Here is a 17,453-nt window from a genome sequence, read left to right as displayed (position 1 = left end):
GGAGGACTCCCGTGGTCGTCAGAAGCCCGATACGGCGATCGGCTCGCTCAGGCTGGTCGGATCGGTCAGGTCCATCAGGCGTACGTCGTCGGCCCGGCCGCCCTCGACGGCGAGGGCGAGGGTGTGCCCGGTGGCCGGCCGCAACAGCTCGAACCACCAGCCGGGGCCGCCGCCGTGCGGCTGCTCCGGGTCGTGCACGGTGATGCGCCCGGCGGAGCGCGAGGTGAAGGCGAAGCCGTCGAAATCGCGCCGCCCGCCGATGCCGAGGCCCTTGAGGTACGCCTCCTTGAGCACCCACAACTCACCGGTGCGTCGCGGGCGTTCGGCCGGCCCGAGGGCGTCCAGTTCGGCCCGCTCGGCGGGGGAGAAGAAGCGGGCGACGTGGGCCGCCGACTCCTCGGACAGCGGGCCCTCCACGTCCACTCCGCAGGCGGCACCGTCGGTCACTGCGCACACGACCAGGCCGTCCGTGTGCGACACGTTGAACCGCACGCCGTACCAGTCCGGCCGGGGCTCGGGCCGCCCGTAGGCGTCCACCGGGAAGTGCCAGCCGTCCTCGGGGTGACCGGTCCGCGCGCTCAGCGCGTGCCGGCACAGCAGCCGCCCGGCGAGGAACTGCCGGCGCCGGCGGGGCATCAGCATGCGTGCCATCCGGGCCCGTTCCTCGTCGGTCAGCAGCCGCTCGCCGCCCATCCGCTCGACGAAGGCTTCCGCCGCCGGTTCCGGCAGCAGCCAGAGATCCGTCATCGCGGGGTCCCCGTGGCGCCCGGCGTGTCCACGCCGTCCAGGAGTTCGGCGAGCCGGAAGGCCAGGTCGAGCGACTGGTCCCGGTTCAGCCGCGGATCGCACAGCGACCGGTAGCGCTTCGGCAGGTCGGCGTAGTCGAGGCCGGCGCCGCCACCCACGCATTCCGTCACGTCGTCGCCGGTCAGCTCCAGGTGCACCCCGCCCGGGTGGGCGCCCAGACCGCGCAGCACCTCGAAGAACCCGGTCAGTTCGGCCAGGACGTCGTCGAACCGGCGGGTCTTGTGGCCGCTCGGCGCGCCGATGGTGTTGCCGTGCATGGGATCGCACACCCAGGCCACCGGCCGTCCCTCGGCGCCGACCTTCTCGACCAGGCCGGGCAGCGCCTCCCGCACCTTTCCGGCGCCCATCCGGGCCACCAGGGTCAGCCGGCCCGGCTCGCCGTCGGGCGACAACCGCTCGATCAGGCCCAGCACGTCGTCGGCGCTCGTGCTCGGGCCGATCTTCACGGCGATCGGATTGCTGATCCGGGAGAAGAACTCCACATGTGCCCCGTCGAGCCGACGGGTGCGCTCGCCGATCCACAGCAGATGCCCGGAGGTGGCGTACGGCTGTCCGGTGGCCGCGTCGACACGGGCGAGCGCCGACTCGTAGTCCAGGAGCAGCCCCTCGTGGGACATGAACAACTCGCCGGGCGTGTGCCAGCCGTCGCCCGTGCCGGTGAAGCCGCCCACCCGCTCGATCTCCTCCGTCAGCGCCTCATGGCGCGCGCACGACGGTGAGGTGACGGTGAACTGCCGCAGGGCCGTCAGCACCTGCTCGGGCCGCGCGTGCTCACCCGCGCCGTACGCCCGCACCAGGTTCAGGGTGGCGGCGGACGTGTGATAGACGCGGACCAGCCGGTGCGGGTCGGGGGTGCGGGCGGCCGGGGTGAAGGCGTGCCCGTTGACCGCGTCGCCCCGGTAGACCGGCAGTTCCAGGCCGTCGCGGGTCTCGGTGTCCTTCGAGCGGGGCTTGGCGTACTGCCCGGCCATCCGGGCCAGCGTCACCACGGGCAGCGACATCGCGTATCCGAAGACGGTGGCCAACTGCTGGAGCGTGGCGATCGTCCGGTTGATGGAGGTGGCGCTGGCGGCGTCCAGGGCCTCGGCGCAGTCGCCGCCCTGCACCAGGAACGCCTCGCCGCGGGCGACCGCGGCCAGCCGGCTCTTCAGCGTGTCGCACTCGCGCGGCATCACCAGCGGCAGGCTCGCCGAGAGCGTGGCGACCGCGGCGTTCAGCGCGGCGGCGTCCGGCCACGCCGGCTGCTGGCCGGCCGGGAGCGAGCGCCAGCCGATGTGCACCGCGTGCTGTTCGGCGGGGAGTTCGAGCAGGGGGGTCACGCCGTCAGCTCCGCTCGGTGAGGAGCCGGCGTCAGGGCGCCGGCGACCAGGTCGTCCAGGATGGAGGCGCCGCGCAGCGTCATCACCGACTCGGGATGGAACTGCACGGAGGTGAAACCGGGGCCGCGCAGCGCGTGCACCTCGCCGGTGGCCGGGTCGCGGGCGACCTCGACCAGGTCCCGGGCGAGGGCGGTGTCCAGCAGCGAGGCGTCGCTGTACGCGGCGAACGCGTTGTAGAAGTAGACCGGCTCCGCGGTGCCGAACAGGTCGACCGTGCGCCGCACTCCCTGGTTCGGGAAGTCCAGCCTGCGCACGTCGAGCCCGAGCAGCGAGCAGAGCACCTGGTGGCTCAGGCACACCGACACGAACGGGATCCGCAGATTGAGCAGGCTGCCGGTGACCGCCCGCAGATGCGCGATCTTGGGATGGTCCGTCTCGTTGGGGTCGCCGGGGCCCGGGCCGAGCAGCACCAGGTCGTAGCCGGTCAGCCGGTACGGCTCGTCGTAGCGGCGGATCGTCACGTCGTAGCCGAGGCTGCGCAGTTGCAGCGCGCCCATCGCGGTGAAGGTGTCCTCGGCGTCGATGATGAGCACCTTGTCGCCGGTGGCCGGCCGCAGTGGTGCCGGGGCGAGCCAGAAGTCGGACAGCGGCGCGTTGCGCGCGGCGAGCGCGGCCCGCACCCGCGGGTCGTCGCCCAGGCCGGCCGGGGGGCGCCGCTCGGCGACCCGGTCCAGGGCGGCGAGGAGTCCCGCCGCCTTCGCCCGTGTCTCGGCGGCCTCCTGGGCGGGGTCGGAGTCGCGCACCAGCGTCGCGCCGACGCCGATCCGCACCCGGCCGTCCCGGTCGACGTCAGCCGTGCGGATCATGATCGAGGAGTCCATGCGTCGCCGCCCCAGGTCGTCGCGGCCGATCAGGGCCGCCACACCGGCGTAGTAACCCCGGCCGCCCGGCTCGAACTCGGCGATCACCCGGCAGGCGCTCTGCACCGGGCTGCCGGTCACCGTCGGGGCGAGCAGCGTCTCGCGGAGGATGTCGCGCACGTCCCGGGCGCTGTGGCCGGCGATGCGGTACTCGGTGTGGGCGAGGTGGGCCATCTCCGTCAGGTACGGCCCCGCCACGTGCGCGTCGTCGCACACCCGGCTCATCATCTTCAGCTCCTCGTCGAGCACCATGTACAGCTCGTTGGTCTCCTTGCCGTCGGCGAGGAAGCCCAGCACGGACGGCACGCTCGGCCCGTCGGCCGGGTACCGGTAGGTGCCGCTGATCGGCGTCATCACGGCGACACCGTCGTCGAGGCTGACGTGGCGCTCCGGGCTCGCCCCGATGAAGGTGCGGTCACCGGTGTGGATCAGGAACGTCCAGTACGCGCCCGGCTCGCCGCGCAGCAGCCGGCCCCAGAACGCCAGTGCCGTACGCGCCGACCAGTCGGGGATCTCGGTGACGAAGGTGCGCTTGAGGACGAAGTTGGCGCCGGAGCCGTGCCCGATCTCTTCGGCGAGGACGCGGCGCACCAGGTCGCCGTACTCCTCGTCGTCGAGGTCGAAGCGGCCCTCGGCGGTGACGACGGGCCAGGCCAGAACGGTGTCGAGGATGTCCTCGACCGGCAGCAGCGCCTGCTCGCGCACCGGCATGGCGAGCACCGGCTCACCGTCGTCCCGGTGGTCGTAGCCGCGCTCGCCGATCACGCGGTACGGCAGCAGGGCGAGCACCTCGTGGGTGCCGGGCTGCCCGAGGTCGGGCACCGGCAGCTGCTCGATCCCGGCGACCGAGCCGAACTCGCCGACCAGCAGGTCGACCTGGCCGGCGACCCCGCTCTCGGGCCGGTGGAGCAGGGCGAACGGCTGTCCGCCCGCGGCCAGTTCCTCGAGGGACGTCATGACCGCGCTCCCACGGGTGTCGGGGCCGCCGCCGGCAGGGCCCGGAGGACCGCGGTGGTCGGCAGGACGACGGCGCATCTGGACGCCGCGTACTCCAGTGCCATGCGGTGGAAGTCCGGGGTGAAGTCGGCGACCGCGTCCGCGACCACGAACGGCTGGACGCCGTGCGCGAAGGCGTCGGAGGCGGTGAGCAGGATGCCGACATGCGCGTAGACACCGCAGATGATCAGCTGGTCGCGGCCCTGCTCGCGCAGGAGTTCGAGCAGCGGGGTGTCATGGAAGGCGCTGGCCCGCCACTTGGTGAGGACGGTGTCCCCCTCACCGGGTGCGAGGGTCTCGGGGATGCCCTGCTCCTCGGGGGCCGCCGACATGCCGGGACCCCAGAAGTCGGCGAGCAGACCGCGCTGCTCAGGCGTCATGTCACCGGGCTGCGCCGAGTACATCACGGGCACGCCGAGTGCGGCGCAGCGTTCCCGCAGCACCCGGACGTGGGCGACCAGGTCCGAGTGCGGCTGCGCTCCGTGCTTGAAGGGGGCGAGGAAGTAGTGCTGCATGTCGTGCACCAGCAGCGTCGCCCGGCGCGGATCGACGCTCCAGGACACGGTGTTGGACGGCAGCTCTGCGGGGCGGGGCATCGGATACGGGTCGATCGGTGCGATCGCCACGTCAGGTTCCTTTCCTGGTCGGATGACGGGCGGCCGCGGTCCCCGGTGCTCGGGAACACGGCCGCGCGCCGGTGGGGGCGCCCGGGACGGTGGGGGAGTGCCGGTCCCGGGCGCCCTCCTGCCCGGACCTGGAGGAGGGGTCCGGACGGGCGGCCCGCAAGGGGCCGGTCCTGGAGGGGAGTGGGTCTGGTGGTGGGTGGGCCGGTGCCCGGTCCACGGGAGTCGGTTGTCAGACGCCCAGCGCCGCGCCGCCGTCCACCGTCAGGTCCTGGAGGGTGATGTGGTCGGACCGCTCGGAGAGCAGGAACAGCACGGCGTCGGCGATATGGGCGGGCTCGGCGATCCGGCCGAGGGGGATGCCGACGCGGTAGGCCTCCGGCACTCCGTCGACCGACGCCCGCTCGGCGGCGTCGCCCTGCAACGCGGTCAGCATCGGGGTACGGGTCGAACCCGGTGCGACGGTGTTGCAGCGGATGCCGTGCCGGGCCAGTTCCAGGCCGAGACACTTGGTGAACATCAGCGAGGCCGCCTTGGACGCGGCGTACGCGGCCATCGAAGTCCGGGGAGTAAGGGCCGCGTTGGAGGCGATCGTGACGATGGAGCCCCGCTTGCGGGGGATCATCTGGCGGGCCACCGCCCGGCTGACCCGGAACACCCCGCCCGCGTTGACCGCCAGGGTGGCGTCCCACTCCTCGTCGCTCAACTCGGGCGCGGGCCCGCTGCGCAGGATCCCGGCGCCGTTGACCAGGTAGGCGATCGGGCCGAGTTCGGCCTCGACCTTGGCGATCGCGGTGTCCACGTCGATGCTGTCCGTGACGTCCACGGGCAGCGCCATGACCCCACCGCGGGAACCGCCGAGCTCGTCCGCCAGCTCCCACAGCGGCACGGGCTCCCGGTCCAGCAGCGCGACGGGGACCCCGGTGGCGACCAGGGCGGTGGCCACGGCGGCGCCGATGCCGCCGGCCGCTCCGGTCACCACGGCGGCTCCCGACCACTCCGTGCCGGGCTCGTGGTCCGTCGTACGCGACCACTCGGTCCCGGACGGGTGGTCCGTCGTGCCCAGAGCGCTCATCGGGCCACCCTCCCCAGCACCGCGTCGACGGCCTCGACGGGGACGCGCAGGACGCGCGTGGTGAACCCGCGCAGCGCCTCCAGGTAGCGGTCCCGCAGGGCCGCCTCGTCCACCTCGACGCCCCGGCCGTTCGCGACCAGGGTCCGGCCGCCGACGATCACGGTGTCCACGTCGGCGGAACCGGCCAGCCACAGGAAGCTCTCCAGCGGCCGGGAGTTGAGCAGATAGCGCCAGTCGTCGGTGCGCACCAGCAGCAGGTCGGCCTGCTTGCCGGGCTCCAGGCTGCCCACGGCGTCGTCCCAGCGCAGGCCCTTGGCCGCGATCCGGGTGGACATCGCGAGCGCGTCGGTGGGCAGCACGTCGGTGGGATCGGCGCTCATCTCGTTGTACATCTGCCAGGCCGCGCGCATCGTCTCGGCCATCCCCGCACCCGGCAGCGCCGCCGCGTCGGTCGACAGCGACACGTCAAGCCCGGCCCGGCGCAGGGCCGGCACCACTCCGGTCTCGGTCAGCGAGGACTCGCCGGAGGGGCCGTACTTGCCGGGGGAGTGGCTGATGTGCGCCCGGGTGGCGAGCATCAGCTTCTGCTCGTGCTCGTCCAGGAAGGAGGCGTGGCCGGCCATCAGCCGGTCGTTCACCAGGCCGACCTCCTCCAGCCGGCGCAGCCCGGTCTCGCCGTAGTACGTGCGCATCGCCTCGACCTCGTTGCGCAGCGCGCCCACGTGCGTGGCGAACGGCAGGTCGTGCCGCACGACCAGGTCGGCCATGCCGCGCACCAGCTCGTCGGTCATGTTGGTGACGTAGGAGATGTTCGGGCGGCACCTGATCCGGCCCGTGGTGTCCGCGGCGACCGCGCCCATCAGCGACTCGAAGCCGGCGAGGACCGTGTCGGTGTCACGGGTGCGCTGGAAGCGCGAGCGGTCCGGCGGGCAGACGGCGTCGCTCGCCCAGGTGCTCGCCGAGAAGCGCAGACCGACGCGACGGGCGGCGGCGACCATGGACAGCGGCCGGTTGAGCGAGCCCATGTCGCCGAGGGTCGTCACCCCGCCGCGCAGCTGGATCCACATCGAGTACTCGGCGATGGCCTGCGCCTCGTCCGGTGTCATCGCCTCGATCAGGCCGTCGAAGCGGTCGAAGGTGCCGGAGATCTGGTGCATGTCACCGCCGCCGGCCATGAATGCGGCCTGGTCGCCGCGGTCGGAGGCCGGGCGGAGCGCGCCGCGCATGGTGAAACCCATCGCGAACATCTCGTGCCAGTGGGCGTTCACGAAGCCGGGCAGCACCATCATCCGGCTCGCGTCGAAGCGGCGCAGCTCCGACCGGACGGCCGCGGGAAGCGCGGCCACGGCCTGCTCGACCTGCGCGGCCGGGCCCACCGAGGCGACCTTGTCGTCCACGATGAGGACCGCGCCGCGCTCGTGCACGGACTCCTGCGGGTCGGCGGTGTAGACGGTACCGCCGGTGATCAGCAGCGCGCTCATCAGGCGGCCCCGGGGTCGGACGGGGCGGACGCGGCCAGCGACTCGAAGTGGGCGCACCAGCCGCTCAGCGTCGGGGCGGCGACCAGGGCGTCGAACTGCACCGGGACGCCCGCCTTGCGCCAGCGGCTGACCAGCCGCATGATCTCCAGCGAACTCAGCCCGAGCAGCACCAGGTTGGCGTCCGGCTCGATCCGGCCGGGCTCGATGCCCAGCACGGGCGCGACGATCGCGCGCAGCTCGCTTTCGGTCGGGAACAAAGAGGTGTCCACTTCAGCCTTCCTGCTCGGACGCGGCGTGTGCGGCCAGCGCCTTCTTGTCGACTTTGCCGAGAGGGGTCAGGGGGAGTTCGGTCACATAGCGGACGAGGTCGGGCAGCTTGTAGTCGGCCACGCCCTGCGCGTGCACGGCCTGCTTGAGTTCGGCGAGGGACACCTCGGGGCCGGCGGCGACGAGATAGGCGCAGATCCGCTCGCCGAGGAACTCGTCGGGTACGCCGATCACGGCCGCGGCGGCGACACCGGGGTGGGCGAGCAGCAGATCCTCGACCTCACCGGCGGCGATCTTGTCCCCGCCGCGGATGATCGTCTCCTTGATCCGGCCCTCGATGACCAGGTCGCCGTCCTCGGTGAGCAGGGCCAGATCACCGGTGCGGTAGAAGCCGTCCTCGGTGAACGCGCGCCGGTTGTGCTCGGGCGCCCGGTAGTAGCCGCGCAGGGTGTACGGGCCGCGGGTGATCAGCTCGCCGATCCGGCCGGGCGGCAGCGGGCTGCCGTCCTCGTCGACGATCAGCAGCTCGTCGGCGTCGGAGACCGGCTTGCCCTGTGTGGTGAGCACCGACTCCGCCGGATCGTCCGGGCGGCTGAAGGTGAGCAGCCCCTCGGCCATGCCGAACACCTGCTGGAGCCGGGCGCCCAGCGCGGGCTGGATCCGGGAGGTGAACTCGCGCGTCATGCGCGCCCCGCCGACCTGCACCAGACGCAGGCTGGACAGGTCCTCCTCGGCCCACTCCGCCGCCTCCAGCCACAGCGCCATGATCGAGGGCACCATGGCGGTGACGGTGGCCCGGTGCCGCTCGATCAGCGGGAAGCAGTCCATCGGGTTGGGGGTGTCGGCGAGGATCGCGGTGCCGCCGGTGAGGAAGGTGCCGATGAGGCCGGGGCAGCCGAAGGCGAAGTTGAACTCGATGGGCAGCACCGCGAGATACGCGTCGTCGTCCGTGAGCTCGCACACCTGGGCCGCGCGATCCGACATGTACAGGTAGTCGTCGTGGGTGCGGGGGATCAGCTTGGGCAGGGCCGTGGTGCCGCCGGACAGCAGGAAGAACGCCACGTCCGCCGGGTCGGGTTCGGGCAGCCGCTGCGGGTCGGGGACGGCCGCCTCCAGCTCGGCCACCGAGACGAACCCCTCGGTCTTGGCGCCCAGCACGAACAGGGAGCTGAGCCGGCCCGTCCCGGCCGCGACCTGCCGGGCCAGCTCACGGTAGTCGTGGCCGCGGTGCGTCTCCGGCACCAAGTAGCCCACCGCGCCGCTCAGTTCGACCAGGTGGGTGATCTCGGTGGCCCGGTGCGCCGGCAGTGAGAAGACCAGCTTCACGCCGAGCCGCATCAGCCCGAACGCGATCGCCACGAACTCCGGCACGTTGGGCAGCTGGACGACGACCCGGTCGCCGGCCCGCAGACCGTGCGCGGCGAATCCCGCCGCCAACCGGTCGGCCCAGCCGTCGAGTTCGGCGTAACTGATGTGCCGCTCACCGTGGATCAGCGCCGTGCTGTCGCCGTACCACCGCGCCGCCTTGCGCAGCATCGTGCCGAGCGTCTCGCCGCGCCAGATACCCCGGTCGCGGTACCGGTGGGCGATGTCCTCGGGCCAGGGGGTGAATCCGTCGAGCATGCCGGCGCTCCTACTCGGACTCGGTGGACGAGGACTGGGCGGACGAGGACTGGGCGGGCGAGCCCTGGGTGGTGTAGGCGGGCTCGGTGATGCGTACGACCGCCGCGCCGGCCTCCATCCCGGTGCTCGCGCCGATCAGCAGGACGTGGTCGCCCGGCTTCACCTGACCGGTGCGCCAGACGTGCTCCAGGCCGAGGAACAGGTCGGCGGCGCCGGTGTGTCCGACGGTGTTGACGTACTCCCAGACCTCCTGGTCCTCGGAGACGTCCAGCGGCAGCAGGAACATCGCCTCCAGGGCGGGCCGGCCGAAGCCGACGTGGCACACCTTGACGATCTGGTCCCACGTCACCCCCGCCTGCTTCAGGGTGCGTTCGGCCACCTCCGCGACCCGGTCCCCGAAGTTCTTGATGGGCGGGGCCTGGCCGGCCGCCCACTGCTCGCGGACCTTCTCGGCGCGTTCGGCGAAGTTCAGCCCGCGACCGCGCGTGACACCGGGCGGGAACAGCTCCTCGCCGGCGCGGTGCAGGATCTCCATCGAGGAGTCGGACAGCGAGTCCAGGGCGAGCAGCTCGGCGAAACCGGACCGCCGGGAGAGGACCACGGCCGAGCCCGCGTCGGCGAGCACGAACAGGCCCGAGGCGCGCCAGCGTTCCACTCCGGGGGTGGAGTAGTTGTCGCCCGTGGTGATCAGCGCGGCATCGTGCGTCGGGTTGGCGATCAGCCGGTTGGCGGCGACCTCCAGCGAGGCCAGCATGCCGAGGCAGCCCTGCTTGATCTCGACGGCGGGCACCGGCCGGTCGACCGTGTTGTTGAGGATGTAGTGCACCGCCGACCAGCCGTCGGGGCCCTGGTGGTGGGTGTAGCTGTGCAGCAGGATGGCGATGTCGTCCGGGCCGTGCCCGGAGTCGGCCAGCGCGGCCCTGGCCGCTTCGATCGCCATCTGCGGGGCCGGCGTCGACTCGCTCACGGCGGCGGACCGCATCCCGGAGGCCTGCCGTGCCTCCTCGTCGTACAGTCCCTCGGCGACCGCGCGCTCCGCCGGGAAAAGAGGCGGCAGATGGCTGCCGATCCCGGCGAGATACAGGTTCGCAGTCCTCATCGAGCCGACTCCTTCGTGTCCTGGTGCGTGGTCCGGTGCGTGTGCGGGCGATGTGTGGCCGCGCGGACGCGCGGGGAAGACGTGCGGTGCGTCCGGCGATCCGGGCTGGAGCGGGCCCTGTCGCGCCCCTCGTGCGGACGGGCGGATCAGGGCCGGGGGAGAGAGGTCGTGGTGGGTGCGGCGGGCGGTCCGATGCACGCGGCAAGCACAGCACCGGCGCCACGCGGCCTCATGAGTGGGCGTCACTCATCCATCACGGGTCTAGACCTCCCCGACGTGAGTGGCGTGGGGCGGCGGAGTGCCGATGGAGCACCGGGGCGGCGCCACCCCGGGTGGCCGATTTGAGTGGCGACTACTCGCGCCGCCGTCCTGGCCGAATTGGTGTGCTACTGCCCGTGCAGCCGCCGCGTGAGTTCCCCCGCGCGGCCGGGGCCTGTCTCACCGGAGCCGTCCGGACCACACGACAGCACCAGGCGAACGCCGGTGAGCGGGGTGCGCGCCACGGCCCCATGGCCCCGGGCTGATCCGTAAGTCAGGCCCCAGGCCACACACGAGGGAGATGTGAATGTCGCGCTCGCGTCCGGAACCCGGTGACTGGTCGAGCCCCGCCGAGTTGGCCGAACAGCAGCAGTCCCAGCTGCCGAGGGTGCTCGCGCAGGCGCTGCGGTCACCCTTCTACGCGGCCCGCTACGAGGGAGTCACCCCGCCGCGCACCGCGGACGACTTCGCCGGCATCGCGCTGACCACCAAGCAGGACCTGCGCGACCAGTACCCGTTCGGGATGCTCGCCGTCGAGCGGGAGCGCCTCGCCACCTACCACGAGTCCAGCGGCACCGCGGGCGAGCCCACCGCCTCGTACTACACGGACGAGGACTGGACCGACCTCGCCGAGCGGTACGCCCGCAAGTGGGTCGGCATCAACCCCTCCGACACCTTCCTGGTCCGCACCCCCTACGGCCTGGTCATCACCGGCCATCTCGCGCAGGCCGCCGGCCGGCTGCGCGGCGCGACCGTCGTACCCGGCGACGCCCGCTCGCTCGCGACGCCGCTGTCGCGCATGGTGCGCGTGCTGAAGTCCCTCGACGTGACGCTCACTTGGTGCAACCCGACCGAGATCACCATGCTGGCCGCCGCCGCCAAGGCCGCAGGGCTGCGCCCGGACCAGGACTTCCCCGCGCTGCGCGCCATGTTCACCGCCGCGGAACCGCTGACCGAGGTGCGCCGGCGCAGGCTCAGCGAGATCTGGGGCGGCATCCCGGTCGTCGAGGAGTACGGCTCCACCGAGACCGGCACCATCGCCGGGCAGTGCCCCGAGGGCCGGATGCACCTGTGGGCCGACCGCGCGATCTTCGAGGTGTACGACCCGGAGACCGGGGTGCTGTCGGACTCCGGCCGCGGGCAGATGGTCGTCACCCCGCTGTACCGGGACGCGATGCCGCTGCTGCGCTACAACCTCGCCGACGAGGTCGAGGTGTCGACCGAGGCGTGCGCGTGCGGCTGGCTGCTGCCGACGGTCACGGTGCTCGGCCGGGCCGGCACCGGGCACACCGTGGGTTCCGCGGTGGTGACCCAGCAGCGGCTGGAGGAGCTGGTGTTCTCCCTGCCGGCCGAGTACGAGGTGATGTTCTGGCGGGCCATGGCGCACTCCGACGTACTGCGCCTGGAGTTCGAGGCGCCTGGGGCGGTGCGGGAGCAGGCCGCCAAGGAGCTCGGCGCCGCCCTCGACCGCGAACTGGGCGTCCCGCACCGGATCACCGGCCTGCCCCTGGGCACGCTCGTCCCGACCGAGGCGCTCACCGCGCGGCGCGACATCCTCAAGGCCCGCTACCTGTTCGCCGAGGGCGAGGACTGGGACAAGGCGGTCATGTACTTCTGACGCCTGCCGAGCATGCCTCCCGAGACCCGGACCCTCCGTTCCTCTCTCGCGTCCGCAGCCGTGCGCGAGACAACTCCCCACGTCGTCCCCCGAGATCGGCATCGAACCGTGAGCGGTGACTCCATGAGTGAGCAGTCCCCCTTGTCCCCCAGTTCGCCCCCCAGCCCGTCCGAGCCGGTCGCGGTCGTCGGCGTCGGCTGCCGGTTCGCCGGTGGCGCCGACTCCCCACAGGCACTGTGGGAGCTGCTGATGGACGCGCAGGACGCGTCCGGGCCGATACCGGAGGACCGGTGGGAGCCGCAGCGCGCGCAGTCCCGTGAGAACGCGGCCGTCCTGACCCGGGTGACCGCCCGCGGCTCGTTCCTCGACGACATCTCCGGCTTCGACGCCGCGTTCTTCGGCATCTCGGCGACCGAGGCGCGCCAGCTCGACCCGCAGCAGCGCATCGCGCTGGAGGTCGCCTGGGAGGCCCTCGAACACGCCGGTATCCCGCCCACCTCGCTCGCCGGCACCGACACCGGTGTGTTCATCGGCGTCGGAACCGACGACTACGGCCGCCGGCTGCTGGAGGACCTGCCCGGCGTCGAGGCATGGACCGGCATCGGCTCGTCGCTGTGCGGTGTGCCCAACCGCATCTCCTACACGCTCGACCTGCGCGGCCCGTCCCTCGCCGTCGACACCGCCTGCTCGTCCTCGCTGGTCGCCGTGCACCAGGCGTGCGCGAGCCTGCGCAGCGGCGAGGTGCCGGTGGCGCTCGCCGGCGGTGTGATGCTGATGGCGGGCCCCGGACTGACGACCGTCCTGGACATGGCGGGCGCGATCTCGCCGGACGGCCGATCCAAGGCCTTCGACGAGGCCGCCGACGGCTACGGCCGCGGTGAGGGCTGCGGTGTCGTCGTGCTCAAGCGCCTGTCCGACGCCGTGCACGACGGGGACCGCGTCCTCGCGGTGATCCGTGGCAGCGCCGTCCACCAGGACGGCCGCACCGACGGCATCATGGCGCCCAGCCCCACGGCACAGGCCCATCTGCTGCGCAAGGCCTACGAGGCGGCGGGCATCGCCCCGCACGAGGTCGACTACGTCGAGGCGCACGGCACCGGCACCCGGGTCGGCGACCCCATCGAGGCGACGGCCCTCGCCGAGGTCGTCGGCGACCGGCCCGAGGGCCGGGAACCGTGCCTGATCGGCTCCGTGAAGACCAACATCGGGCACTGCGAGTCCGCCGCCGGTGTCGCCGGGCTCATCAAGACCGCGCTCGCCATGGAGCACGGCGTCATCCCGCCGACCCTGTCCATGGGCGGCCCGCGCCGGGACATCCCCTGGGAGACGTCCGGCCTGCGCCTGGTCACCGAGCCGACCGACTGGCCCGACTCCGGCCGCCCGCGCCTCGCGGGTGTGGCGAGCTACGGCTACGGCGGCACCATCGCGCACGTCGTACTGGAGCAGGCGCCGACCACCCAGGACGCCGCCGGGTCCGTGACGGCCGAGCCCGCGCCCGAGGCGGCCGGTGTGCCCGAGCCGGAGGCCGCACCCACATCCGCCGACCCCGCCGCGAGGACGCTCTACCCCCTCTCCTCGGCCACCGACTCCGGCATCGTCGCCCAGGCCCGCTCGCTCGCCGACGCACTCGACGGACACGCGCTCGCCGACATCGGCCACACCCTCGCCCACCGCCGGTCCCACCTGGGCGCCCGCGCCGCGATCGTCGCGGCCGGCCGGCGCGAACTCGCCGAAGGACTGGCCGCGTTGGCGGCGGGCGAGCCGCACCCCGACGTCGTCACCGGCGAGGCCGCGGGGCCGGTCGCCGGCCCCGTCTGGGTGTTCTCCGGGCATGGCGCGCAGTGGTCGGGCATGGGCCGCGAACTGCTGGCTCAGGAGCCGGTGTTCGCCGCGGCCATCGACCGGCTCGGGCCGGTCTACGCCGAGGAGATGGGCATCACCCCACGCCAGATACTCACCAGCGGTGAGCTCGACTCGGTGGACGTCATCCAGTCCATGCTGTTCGCCGTGCAGATCGGTCTGGCCGAGGTCTGGCGCCGCTACGGCGTGGCCCCGGGCGCGATCATCGGGCACTCCGTCGGCGAGATCGCCGCCGCGGTCACCGCGGGGGTGCTGAGCGAGGAGGACGGCGCCCGGCTCATCTGCCGCCGTTCCGTGCTGCTGCGCAAGGTGGCCGGCAAGGGCGCCATGATCATGGTGGACCGGTCCTTCGACGAGGTGCGCGAACGCATCGGTGAGACCGACACGCTGTGCGCGGCCATCGCCGCCGCCCCTTCGTCCACCGTCGTCGCGGGCGACATCCCGGCCGTGGACGAGGCCGCCGAGCAGTGGGCCGAACTGGGCTGGACGGTCCGCAGGATCGACTCCGACGTGGCCTTCCACAGCCCGCACATGGACGAGGCCGCGGCCGACCTCGCGGTCGCCGTCGCCGAACTGGAGCCGGACGCGCCCCGAGTGCCGGTGTACCTCACCGCCGTCGACGACCCGCGCTGCGGACGCCGTCAGGACGCGAGCTACTGGGCCGACAACCTGCGCAACCCGGTCCGCTTCCACCAGGCCGTCCAGGCCGCCGTCGAGGACGGCCACCGGCTGTTCCTGGAGATCTCCGCGCACCCCGTGGTCAGCCACTCCATCACCGAGGTCGTCTCCAGCCTGCCCGGCGCCCTCGTCACCCCCAGCCTGCGCCGCCGCCGGCCCGAACGGCCCACGCTGCTCACCTCGTTGGCGAACCTGCACTGCAACGGCGTACCGGTCGACTGGTCGGCGCTCCAGCCCACCGGCCGCCGTACCGACCTGCCGACGACCGCGTGGCAGCACGACCGGCACTGGGTCGAGGCCCGCCTCGGCGCGGAACCGCCGGTCGACACGCTGCTCGGCACCGAGACGGCGGTGCACGGCTCGAACACCCGCGTCTGGCAGACCACGCTCGACCTGCGCACCCGCCCCTACCCGCGTCGGCACCCCGTCCTCGGCACGGAGATCGTGCCGGCCGCGGTGCTGATCAACACCTTCCTGACCGCCGGCCACACCGACGAACTGAACGACGTACGGCTGCGCCAGCCCGTCGTCGTGCCGCAGACGGAGACGCGCGAGGTGCAGATCGTGCGCGAGGGCACGGCCCTGCGGCTCGTCTCGCGCCGCCTCGGCGCACCGGACACGGCCTGGGCCACGCACACCCTGGCCGCCGTCGGCGCTCAGGAGGCGGTCGAGCCCGTCACCGCGGAGGGCTCCGAGGACCTCGACGGCCGGTACGTGATCGACCGGCTCGCCGAACTCGGCGTGGCGGACATGGGATACCCCTGGACGATCGACGAACTCCGCAGCGGCGAGGGCACGTTGACGGCCCTCGCGAGCGCCCCCTTGGACCGCAGCTGGGCGGCGATCCTGGACGCCGCGCTGTCCATGGCGTCGGTGATCTTCCCCGGGCCCGCCGTGCTGCGCATGCCCGCCCACATCGACCAGGTCACGCGCGCGGGCGCACCGCCGCGCCGGGCGACCATCGCCGTACGGCTGGACCCGGTCCGCAGCACCACCGTGCACGTCGACGTCCGGGGCGAGGGGGACGACGCCGGCTCGCTGCTCTCCCTGCGCGGGCTGCACTACGGCGAGCTGGACGGCGACCTGTCGGACGACGACCTGGGCGCCGGGCGCTTCGAAGTGGCCTGGCAGGACTTTCCCGTGGACGCGGCCGCGCAGACCACGCTGACCGGCCGTACCGTCCTCGTGCTCGGACCGATCGAGCTGGCCCGCTCCCTGGTGCCCGAGGCCGCGGCGCACGGAGCGACCGTGAGCGTCGACCGGACCGCACTCGCCGACGCCGAGCACGTCCTGTTCGCACCGGGCGTGCCGGACGGCGTGGAGGTGGGACAACCGGCCGACGTGGCCGCCGAGTTCACCCGGCTGGTCGCCGAGGTCGGCGCGCTGCCCGGTCGCAAGCCCATGCTGTGGTGCCTGACGAGCGGGGTGCGCGAGGCGGTCCCGGCCGGCGCCCTCGCCCAGGCGCCGCTGTGGGGCATGGGCCGCGTCGCCGCGAGCGAGCACCCCGAGTTCTGGGGCGGAGTCGTCGACCTGTCGACCGGACCGCTCGGTGAGCAGAGCGCCCGGCTGCTGCTCAACCTGCTGCACCTCAGGCCCGCCGAGCCGGTGGTCGCGGTCGCCGAGGACGGCGTACGCGTACCGCGTCTGGTGCCGGCCGAACTCGCCCTGGACGGCGAGCCGTTCACCTGCCGGCCGGACGGTACGTACCTGATCACCGGCGGACTCGGTGTGCTCGGCCTCGAACTCGCCGGGCATCTGGCCGAGCGGGGCGCGCGCCGCGTCGTCCTGCTGGGCCGCACCCCCGTGCCGCCGCGCGCCCAGTGGCGGGACGACGATCCGCGGGTGGAGGCGCTGCGCCGCCTGGAGGCGGCCGGCGTCACCGTCCGCACCGTCGCGGCCGACATCACCGACCCGGTGGCGACCCGGGAGGCGCTCGACGCGCTCGACCTGCCGCCCGTGAGGGGTGTCGTGCACGCCGCCGGCACCGTGCACAGCGCCCTGATGCACCGCCTGGCGGAAGCCGACCTGCGAGCGGTGATGCGGCCCAAGGTCGACGGCGCGCTGGTCCTGCACGAGCTGTTCCCGCCGGGCTCGACGGACTTCTTCGTGCTGTTCTCGTCCGCCGGCCCGCTGCTCGGACTGCCCGGTCAGGGCGCGTACGCCGCCGCCAACACCTTCCTCGACGTGCTCGCCGCGCACCGGCGCGCCGGCGGGCACCAGGAGACGGTCTCCCTCGCCTGGACCAGCTGGCGCGGCCTGGGCATGGCGACCTCGGCCGAGGCGACCGATGTCGAACTCGCCGCCCGCGGCACCACCGACATCGCGCCGGAGCACGCGCTGCGCGCCTTCGACCAGACGGTCGCGCACCCGGCGAGCGCGCTGGTGGCGGTGCTCGGTCTGCGGCACGGGCACACCGGTCCGCGGCCCGCGCTGCTGGCCGAACTGGCCCGTGGCGACGCCGGGGAGCCGGCCGAAGTGCCGGACTGGGTCGGCCTGTCCGGCGACGAGTTGGTGGCCTATCTGCTCGACGAGGTCCGGGCCCGGGTCGCCGCCGTACTCGGCGTCCAGCCCGGCGCCTTGGGCCTGCACCGGCCGCTCACCGAGGCCGGTGTCGACTCGCTGCTCGCCACGGCGGTGCGGGTCGCTCTCGAACGCGACCTGGGCGTCGCGCTGCCGGCGACCCTGCTGTGGAACTACCCCACGGTGAGCGAGATCGTGGGCTATCTGACCGCCGCGCTGACCGACGACCACGCCGAGCAGGAGCAGCCCACGGCCTAGCCGAGCGGGATATCGCGGAGCACGGCGCGCAGCTGCCGCCGTCCTCGCCGA

General features: G+C 73.3%; 11 protein-coding genes. 2 read left to right on the top strand and 9 right to left on the bottom strand.

Annotated elements, in window-relative coordinates; all coding sequences use genetic code 11:
* Positions 1-18 precede the first annotated feature (18 nt).
* From ACIQWG_RS13140 to ACIQWG_RS13100, 9 genes are all read right to left on the bottom strand, one after another.
* The gene (locus ACIQWG_RS13140; RefSeq protein ID WP_404094156.1) at positions 19-747 is read right to left on the bottom strand and encodes a 4'-phosphopantetheinyl transferase family protein; all 729 of its coding nucleotides are present in this window, start codon (positions 745-747) and stop codon (positions 19-21) included.
* Complete coding sequence (locus tag ACIQWG_RS13135) at positions 744-2,126, bottom strand: 3-deoxy-7-phosphoheptulonate synthase class II (protein ID WP_404094154.1); 1,383 nt, start codon at positions 2,124-2,126, stop codon at positions 744-746. Before ACIQWG_RS13135 ends, ACIQWG_RS13140 begins: the two co-directional genes overlap by 4 nt.
* Positions 2,123-4,003, bottom strand: coding sequence for an anthranilate synthase family protein (locus ACIQWG_RS13130; protein WP_404094151.1), 1,881 nt, complete (start codon positions 4,001-4,003; stop codon positions 2,123-2,125). The genes ACIQWG_RS13135 and ACIQWG_RS13130 overlap by 4 nt, the downstream gene beginning before the upstream one ends.
* Positions 4,000-4,668 (bottom strand): isochorismatase family protein, encoded by a 669-nt coding sequence (locus tag ACIQWG_RS13125; protein ID WP_404094150.1) that lies wholly within the window; start codon positions 4,666-4,668, stop codon positions 4,000-4,002. The genes ACIQWG_RS13130 and ACIQWG_RS13125 overlap by 4 nt, the downstream gene beginning before the upstream one ends.
* 229 nt (positions 4,669-4,897) lie before the next feature.
* A complete protein-coding gene (locus ACIQWG_RS13120) occupies positions 4,898-5,740 on the bottom strand; it encodes a 2,3-dihydro-2,3-dihydroxybenzoate dehydrogenase (protein ID WP_404094147.1) in 843 nt (280 codons plus the stop codon).
* The gene (locus tag ACIQWG_RS13115) at positions 5,737-7,221 is read right to left on the bottom strand and encodes an amidohydrolase family protein (RefSeq protein WP_404094144.1); all 1,485 of its coding nucleotides are present in this window, start codon (positions 7,219-7,221) and stop codon (positions 5,737-5,739) included. The genes ACIQWG_RS13120 and ACIQWG_RS13115 overlap by 4 nt, the downstream gene beginning before the upstream one ends.
* Positions 7,221-7,490: a phosphopantetheine-binding protein gene (locus tag ACIQWG_RS13110; RefSeq protein ID WP_404094141.1), complete on the bottom strand. Its 270-nt coding sequence runs from the start codon at positions 7,488-7,490 to the stop codon at positions 7,221-7,223. The genes ACIQWG_RS13115 and ACIQWG_RS13110 overlap by 1 nt, the downstream gene beginning before the upstream one ends.
* 1 nt (position 7,491) lies before the next feature.
* Positions 7,492-9,111 (bottom strand): (2,3-dihydroxybenzoyl)adenylate synthase, encoded by a 1,620-nt coding sequence (locus tag ACIQWG_RS13105; RefSeq protein WP_404094139.1) that lies wholly within the window; start codon positions 9,109-9,111, stop codon positions 7,492-7,494.
* Positions 9,112-9,121: 10 nt separating this feature from the next.
* Complete coding sequence (locus tag ACIQWG_RS13100) at positions 9,122-10,210, bottom strand: ketoacyl-ACP synthase III family protein (protein WP_404094136.1); 1,089 nt, start codon at positions 10,208-10,210, stop codon at positions 9,122-9,124.
* A gap of 565 nt (positions 10,211-10,775) precedes the next feature.
* Here ACIQWG_RS13100 and ACIQWG_RS13095 point away from each other — a divergent pair.
* Positions 10,776-12,086: a phenylacetate--CoA ligase family protein gene (locus ACIQWG_RS13095; protein WP_404094134.1), complete on the top strand. Its 1,311-nt coding sequence runs from the start codon at positions 10,776-10,778 to the stop codon at positions 12,084-12,086.
* Between the two features lie 123 nt (positions 12,087-12,209).
* Positions 12,210-17,402, top strand: coding sequence for an SDR family NAD(P)-dependent oxidoreductase (locus tag ACIQWG_RS13090; RefSeq protein ID WP_404094132.1), 5,193 nt, complete (start codon positions 12,210-12,212; stop codon positions 17,400-17,402).
* Positions 17,403-17,453 lie beyond the last annotated feature (51 nt).

It is taken from the genome of Streptomyces sp. NPDC098781 (genome assembly GCF_044759995.1).
Lineage (GTDB): Bacteria > Actinomycetota > Actinomycetes > Streptomycetales > Streptomycetaceae > Streptomyces.
Note: the sequence above shows the minus strand (reverse complement) of the source record. Positions and strands in the feature narration are given on the sequence as shown.

Excerpts from the sequence above, each read along its gene's own strand:
- ACIQWG_RS13130 (WP_404094151.1), bottom strand. The coding sequence starts at position 4,003 with ATGACGTCCCTCGAGGAACTGGCCGCGGGCGGACAGCCGTTCGCCCTG.
- ACIQWG_RS13090 (WP_404094132.1), top strand. The coding sequence starts at position 12,210 with ATGAGTGAGCAGTCCCCCTTGTCCCCCAGTTCGCCCCCCAGCCCGTCC.
- ACIQWG_RS13140 (WP_404094156.1), bottom strand. The coding sequence starts at position 747 with ATGACGGATCTCTGGCTGCTGCCGGAACCGGCGGCGGAAGCCTTCGTC.
- ACIQWG_RS13115 (WP_404094144.1), bottom strand. The coding sequence starts at position 7,221 with ATGAGCGCGCTGCTGATCACCGGCGGTACCGTCTACACCGCCGACCCG.
- ACIQWG_RS13095 (WP_404094134.1), top strand. The coding sequence starts at position 10,776 with ATGTCGCGCTCGCGTCCGGAACCCGGTGACTGGTCGAGCCCCGCCGAG.
- ACIQWG_RS13120 (WP_404094147.1), bottom strand. The coding sequence starts at position 5,740 with ATGAGCGCTCTGGGCACGACGGACCACCCGTCCGGGACCGAGTGGTCG.
- ACIQWG_RS13105 (WP_404094139.1), bottom strand. The coding sequence starts at position 9,111 with ATGCTCGACGGATTCACCCCCTGGCCCGAGGACATCGCCCACCGGTAC.
- ACIQWG_RS13100 (WP_404094136.1), bottom strand. The coding sequence starts at position 10,210 with ATGAGGACTGCGAACCTGTATCTCGCCGGGATCGGCAGCCATCTGCCG.